Below are 6,242 nucleotides of genomic sequence, written 5' to 3' on the forward strand. Positions count from 1 at the left end.
GCACATCTTGAGGTATCGGGCAGAGACGGTCATAACGCGACACTCCGGGCGCGGGGCGGGTGCGCGGAGGGCAGTCGGCGGGCATGCGAAAGGGCCGGACCCGGTCGTATCACCGGGTCCGGCCCATTCACCGCCTCGCTCGGCCGCCGTCACCGGCGGCCGCGCGAGGTCGTCACAAACAGTCGGGTGGCGTCACAGCAAGCCGTCCCACATCTGCTCCAGCAGCACCGACCACCAGCTCTCCGGCGAGCCGAGCGCCGCCGGGTCGAGGGCGGCGAGCTGGGCCTGGAAGTCGACGGTCCAGCGGCCCGCCTGCTCCTGGTTCAGGCCGAAGCGAAGACGCCACATCCGGCCGAGCAGCGCCAGGCAGCGCTGGAACTCGGGCAGGCCCGTGTTCACGAACTGCGGCGGCACCGGCGCACCGCCCGGCCCTGCCTCCACCGGCACGGCGACGATGTTCGCCGTCCCGTACTGCACACAGACGGCCTTGCCGAAGTCGCTGCCCATGACGAGGTACGACCCGGCGTCCGACGCCGGCTGCACCCCGCGCTCCTGCGCCAGCTCCGCCAGCGTGGGAACGGGCCGCCCCGGCTGGGCCTGCGCCCAGAAGAACGGGCCCATGTCCATCGGCAGCCCGCCGACGACCAGGCTGTGCGCCACGACGGGCGGCACGCCCTGCCGGGACACGGCGGCCTGCTCGAACCGGAAGAGCCCCGGCCCGAACGCCCCCGCCAGCTCCTGCGCCACGCCCTCCGGCGGAATCGGCGGCGCCGCCTGCACCTGAGGCAGCGGGGCACGCACCGGCGCAGGCCGGGCGGGCCCGTCGGCGACCTCGTGCAACTCTCCCTGGTGGGCGAGCAGTTGCTGCATGCCTTGCTGTCGGCTCGCGTGATCGGTGCCGTAGGGCGCGATGGACGTGATGCGCGCCTGCGGCCACTGCTCCCGGATCATCCGCGCGCAGTACGCGCCCGGCAGCTCGCAGGACTCCAACTCGGTGTGCAGCTCCAGGACCTGATCCGGCGGCACGTTCATGCCGCGCAGCTCGTGGAAGATCTGCCACTCAGGGTGCGGCGTACCCGGCGCCGAACGCCGGATCAGCTGCTGCTCCGACCCGTCCTGCGCGCGGTAGCGGAGAACGGCCTGGTAGCCGGGACCGACGGTCGGCTGACCGAGGGGCTGCGGCGGATACCCGTACGACGGCTGGCCGGGGCCCGGCTGACCGGGGCCCGGCTGACCGGGGCCCGGCTGACCGGGGCCCGGCTGACCGGGGCCGGGGTGACCGGGCGGCTGTGCGAAGGCCCCCGGCGGCATGGGGGGCTGTGCGGCGCCGGGCACGCCAGGGGCACCGGGCATCCCGGGCATCCCGGGCATCCCGGGAGCACCGGGAGCACCGGGAGCACCGGGAGCACCGGGAGCACCGGGAGCACCGGGAGCACCGGGAGGCGGCATTCCCGGTCCCGCCGGGGGCATGCCGTGGGCACCCGGCGGCATGCTGGGCGCGCCCGGAGACTGCGGCGCACCGGGGGCCTGCGGCGGCGGAGGCACGCCGGGGCCACCGGGGCCACCGGGGCCACCGACCGCCGGTCCGGCCAGCACGGTCTCCGCATGGTGAACGGCACCTGCCGCACCGCCCGAGGAGCCGGGAGTACCGGGCGGCTGGGGAGCCCCGGGACCGGCGGGACCAGGAGCGCCAGGGACACCGGGGGCGCCGGGCGGCTGTGGGGCACCAGGCACGCCGGGGGCACCGGGAGTACCCGGGGCGTTGGGGATGCCGGGCGGGTTCGGAGGGCCGGGCGGCTTGGGCGCACCGGGCGCGCTGTGAGCGCCGGGCCCCTGCGGAGCACCCGGCGCGCCGGGAGGCTGCGGCGCACCGCCCATCAGGCTCGGGTCGGCCAGCACCGTGGCGGCATGGTGCACCCCGCCGGGGGGCGTACCGCCGGGCGTGCCGGGCGGGTTGGGGGCGCCCGGCGGCTGCGGCGCGCCGGGCATGCCGGGCGCACCCGGAGCACCGGGCGGCTGCGGAAGGCCGGGCGGGTTCGGCGGACCGGGCGGGTTCGGCGTACCGGGACCCTGCGGAGCCCCGGGACCGGTGACGTCCTCCGGCCCGTCGGGGCCGAGCGAGGACACCAGCTGCGTGGGCACGTAACCGCCACCCGCCGAACCCGAAGCACCGGGCGCACCCGGAGCCGACGGCGGCGCGGGCGGACCGCCCGCCGACGCACCCGGCACCCCCGGCGCACCCGGCGGCGGAGGCGGCGTCGCCCCACCGCGCGCCCGCGGAGGCGCCGCCTTGCTCGTGGCGGCGTCGGCGATGTCCGCGGCGCTCGGCCCGGACGGCTGCCCCGGCACCCCGGGGGCCCCCGGAGCGTGCGGCACACCGGCGGCACCGGCGGGCACACCCGACGGAGGCGGCGTACCCGGCCCACCGGCACCCTGCGGATACCCGTACGACGAAGCACCCGACGGAGGCGGAGGAGTCGCACCCGGCGACACAGACGGCGCACCACCCGGCCCACCCGCACCCTGCGGATACCCGTACGCCGGAGTGCCGGGCGGCGGAGGCGGCGTGCCCGGCCCGCCCGCGCCCTGCGGATAGCCGTACGACGAAGCACCCGGCGGAGGCGTCCCGCCAGGCCCACCAGGCCCAGCCGACCCACCCGGTCCGCCCTGCCCGCCCGACGCGTTCCCATCGCCGAGCGCCGGTGAGACCGCCGTGGGCGGAAGCTGGCTGCCGCCCGACATCAACGCCGTCTGGGCGTCGGACCGCGCGGTGTCGTCACCGCTCAGCGGCGGCGCGAACACCGTCTCCGGCAACGGCACGGAACGGTCCTCGCCGGGACCGGGGTTGGTGTCCGTCCCGGCCCAGGGAGTCGCCCCGTCGGGCACTCCGCCCGAGCCCGGACCACCGCCCGCCGGCGGCCCGCCCAGCGTCTCGGCCAGCCTCCCGACCCCGGCCGCACCGCCGGCGGACCCACCACGAGCGACCGCACCACCGGCGGACCCACCACCGGTCGGCGCACCCACGGCGGACCCACCACCGGCCGTGGCACCACCGACAGACCCGGCACCGCCCACCGCACCACCAGCCGACCCACCACCGGCCGCGGCACCACCGACAGACCCGGCACCGCCCACCGCACCACCAGCCGACCCACCACCGGCCGCGGCACCACCGACACTGTCACCGGTGCCGGCACCGGCACTGTCACCGGCACCGCCGCTCCCGGCCAGCGCCCCGCCCCGGCCGCCGGACGTCCCGATCCGGTCCGCCGCCTCCTGCAACCACTCCGGCGGAGTCAGCAGGAACGACGTCTGGTTCAGGTCCACCCGGGCCGGAGGCACCGCCGCGGGCTCGGGGACCGCGTCGGCGCGGCCGTACTCCTCCTCGTAGCGGCGGATCACCTCGCCCACCGGCAGCGCGGGCCACAGTGTGGCCTCCCCGCTGTCCCGGGCGATCACCAGCCGCTGGGCACCCCCGTCCGAACGCGGCCCGTCGGCGCGGTCCTCGGCCCACACCACGAACCCGAGGTCGAACTCCCGCACCCGCACCTCACGATGCTGGTACGACGGCATGTCGCCGTTGATCCACTCCTCGGCGCGTTCCTGCGCCTGCGCGAACGTCACCATCGCGAAGCTCACTCCCCCACAGCCGCGACGGGCACCGCGCGCGCGAACCCACCGTCCACCATCAGATTCGCCACCGTCTCCAACTCCGGCGGAGAACCGGCCAGCCGGGACAGAAACGCGTCGAAGTCCTCACCGCACGGCATCAGCAGACGCTCCACCCGCTCCGCCGGCGGCCACGAGGGATCCACGTCCCGGGCGTCGTCGAAGGCACAGAACCACACCGAGCCGATCCGCTCGCCCTTTACCTTCACGGCGAGCAGCCCGCCCTGCACGAACCCGACACCCAGGTAATCCTTGGTCAGGTGGTCGCGCAGGCACTTGTTGACGTAGACGAGGTCGTTGACCGCCGCCTCGTCCCGCACCGTGAACAGCGGCTGGTCGATCAGAAGGCCCAACTCCGCGTCCAGCGCGGTCCCGACGGGCGCACACCCGCCCGCGGCCTTCAGGAACGAGCGGTACGCGCCGGGCAGCCGGTAGCCGAGGTCCTCCTCAACACCCAGCGCCTGCGCCTCGGTCACCGCCACACCCGACTTCGGCAGCCGGAAGTGCGCCGGCCGGGTCTCCTGCAACGGGCGCGTGCCCCGCTTGTCCTGGTCCACCGCCGAGGTCGCTATGCCGCCGTGATGCCGCAGCAGCGCCTTGACCTCGACCGGAACCAACTCCAGCCGCCGGGTGCCCACCGCGTGGTGCCACGTCCAGCCGTGCGGCGTCGCCACCGCGGGCACGGTGTCCCACAACTCGTGCCCCGTGGCAGCCAGCGCCGCGTTCGCCGACACGTAGTCCGTCAGCCGCAACTCGTCGACGCCGAACCCCTCCGGCGGCTCTGCGATCTCAGCCGCCGCACGCGCGTACGGCGCGAAGTCGGGGTAACCACGGTCGTCGACCCGTACCCCACTCGGGTGACGGGACGCCCGTACCGGATCCGGGAAATGCACGACCTGCCCGGCGTACGCCGCGTTCGGCGGCACGGCTTGTCCCCCGGCCTGGCGGCCGGGAGGTGCCCCCAGCCCGAGCCGACCTGTCGTCATGGCGGTTGCCCCCTGCGGCGTTCTGATGCGCGCCACCACGACCACTCTCGGTCACAACGGCACGTATCGACTGTCTCGTCTGCGTCCACGCGTCACCGCATGGAAAGCGGTGCCGACAGCCTATGCGGTACGACGACGGCGGTCACCGGCGCCGGTCACGGCCCCCTCCGCTTCCGTGACCAGCCGTCACCCTGCCGTGACAGCCTGCCCAAACCCGGGCGTGTCGCGTCGCCCCAGCTTCCGCACCCGCCACGGCATTTGGCACTCTGTGACATCCGAGAGCATGCCCGCGGGATGCTCGGGAGGGGATGATGATCATGAACGCGACGCAGACAGGGCCGCACGCCGCGAGGTCCGGCGACCCCCGCATCGGCTGGAGCGCCACCGAAACCGGGCACGCGCCCGCCCTCCACCACCGCCGCGACGGCATACTCCCCACCGTCGCCGCCGCGCTCTCCGTCCGCGGCGCCACGCTCACCGGCACCGCCGCCCGCGGCGACCAACGTCCCGAGCTGCACCACCTCGTACAGGACTTCCTGGACACCCTGACCAGCGGTGAGCGCGACCGCTTCACCGGCCGGTGCGCCGAGACCATCCTCATCTCGCGCCACATCGCCACCGCCGACGCCACCCGCAGCAAACGCGCCGCGCGCAAACCCATGACCAACGGCGAAGCCCGCAAGGCCCTCAAACAGGCCAAGCTCACCGCCCGCCGCATCCGCGAGGACGGCGACCCCCTGCACGGCAGCTTCGCCTCACCGTGCCGCGCCTGCACCGCCCTGAGCGCCCACTTCGGCGTCCGTATCGTCGACCCGGCAGCGGCGGACGGCTGATCCGGCGCCGGACGGCCGACCCACACCCCACTCCACCCGCACCACCCCACTACACCCGCACCACCGCACCACCCCACTACACCCGCACCACCGCACCACCCCACTCCACCCGCACCACCGCACCGCACCCGCCGGGCGGCCGGACGCCGCCGTGACACCGGCGCACTCGACGAACGAAGGGCAGATGCACACCGACCGCACCTCTAGCACCCGTTTCCCCGTCCCCGTCGACGCCGCGCTGCGCGCGGCCGGCTGGCAGCCCGGACGCTGGGACATCAAGCAGGCCGAAGTCTGGGCGGACACCCTGCGCGAGCACACCTCACCCGCCGGACACCGCCATGCCGTCTTCCCCGCCGCGGTCGAGGCGTGGGCCGAATTCGGCGGCCTGCACATCGCACCCACCGGCCCCGGCCGCCAGGTCGCCCCGGCCCGTCTGCACTTCGACCCCCTGCACGGCCTCCACATGGCCCGCACCCTCGGCGACCTCGGCCGCGCCCTGGACACCGAGGTCTGCCCCCTCGGCGCCGAGTCCGGCACCGAGGCGCTCCTCGCGATCGACGCGGAGGGCCGGATCTACGCCCTCGACCACACCGGCGACTGGTACCTCGGCCCCGACATCGACCAGGCCCTGGCCGGCCTCGTCGCGGGGATAGAACCGGTACGCCTCACAGCGGGCTGAACGAGAGGAAGGCCCCGAACTCCCACGGGCCCGGGGCGGCCGACGCCGGCCGGGCCAGGCCACCGGAATCACCGC

At 75.5% G+C, this 6,242-nt stretch carries 5 protein-coding genes and 1 pseudogene; 3 read left to right on the forward strand and 3 right to left on the reverse strand.

The features are described 5' to 3' along the window. Positions 1 to 192 precede the first annotated feature (192 nt). The gene (locus AC3ETA_RS26870; RefSeq protein WP_432195483.1) at positions 193 to 1,311 is read right to left on the reverse strand and encodes an SUKH-4 family immunity protein; all 1,119 of its coding nucleotides are present in this window, start codon (positions 1,309 to 1,311) and stop codon (positions 193 to 195) included. Between AC3ETA_RS26870 and AC3ETA_RS26875 the strand changes: the two genes are divergently transcribed. Continuing rightward, the gene (locus AC3ETA_RS26875; RefSeq protein ID WP_432195484.1) at positions 1,231 to 2,706 is read left to right on the forward strand and encodes a hypothetical protein; all 1,476 of its coding nucleotides are present in this window, start codon (positions 1,231 to 1,233) and stop codon (positions 2,704 to 2,706) included. The two genes, AC3ETA_RS26870 and AC3ETA_RS26875, sit on opposite strands and share 81 nt — an antisense overlap. 723 nt (positions 2,707 to 3,429) lie before the next feature. On the opposite strand, the pseudogene AC3ETA_RS26880 reads toward AC3ETA_RS26875, so the two are convergent. Both AC3ETA_RS26880 and AC3ETA_RS26885 read right to left on the reverse strand, forming a co-directional pair. Then, a pseudogene (locus AC3ETA_RS26880) lies at positions 3,430 to 3,627 on the reverse strand (hypothetical protein); the annotation flags it as partial. Positions 3,628 to 3,635: 8 nt separating this feature from the next. Beyond that, the gene (locus AC3ETA_RS26885) at positions 3,636 to 4,655 is read right to left on the reverse strand and encodes an SMI1/KNR4 family protein (protein ID WP_432195474.1); all 1,020 of its coding nucleotides are present in this window, start codon (positions 4,653 to 4,655) and stop codon (positions 3,636 to 3,638) included. Positions 4,656 to 4,963: 308 nt separating this feature from the next. Between AC3ETA_RS26885 and AC3ETA_RS26890 the strand changes: the two genes are divergently transcribed. After that, the gene (locus tag AC3ETA_RS26890; RefSeq protein WP_432195475.1) at positions 4,964 to 5,488 is read left to right on the forward strand and encodes a YwqJ-related putative deaminase; all 525 of its coding nucleotides are present in this window, start codon (positions 4,964 to 4,966) and stop codon (positions 5,486 to 5,488) included. Positions 5,489 to 5,672: 184 nt separating this feature from the next. Further along, positions 5,673 to 6,167: an SUKH-3 domain-containing protein gene (locus AC3ETA_RS26895; RefSeq protein WP_432195476.1), complete on the forward strand. Its 495-nt coding sequence runs from the start codon at positions 5,673 to 5,675 to the stop codon at positions 6,165 to 6,167. Positions 6,168 to 6,242: the final 75 nt, after the last annotated feature.

The organism is Streptomyces sp. bgisy027 (assembly GCF_057710365.1).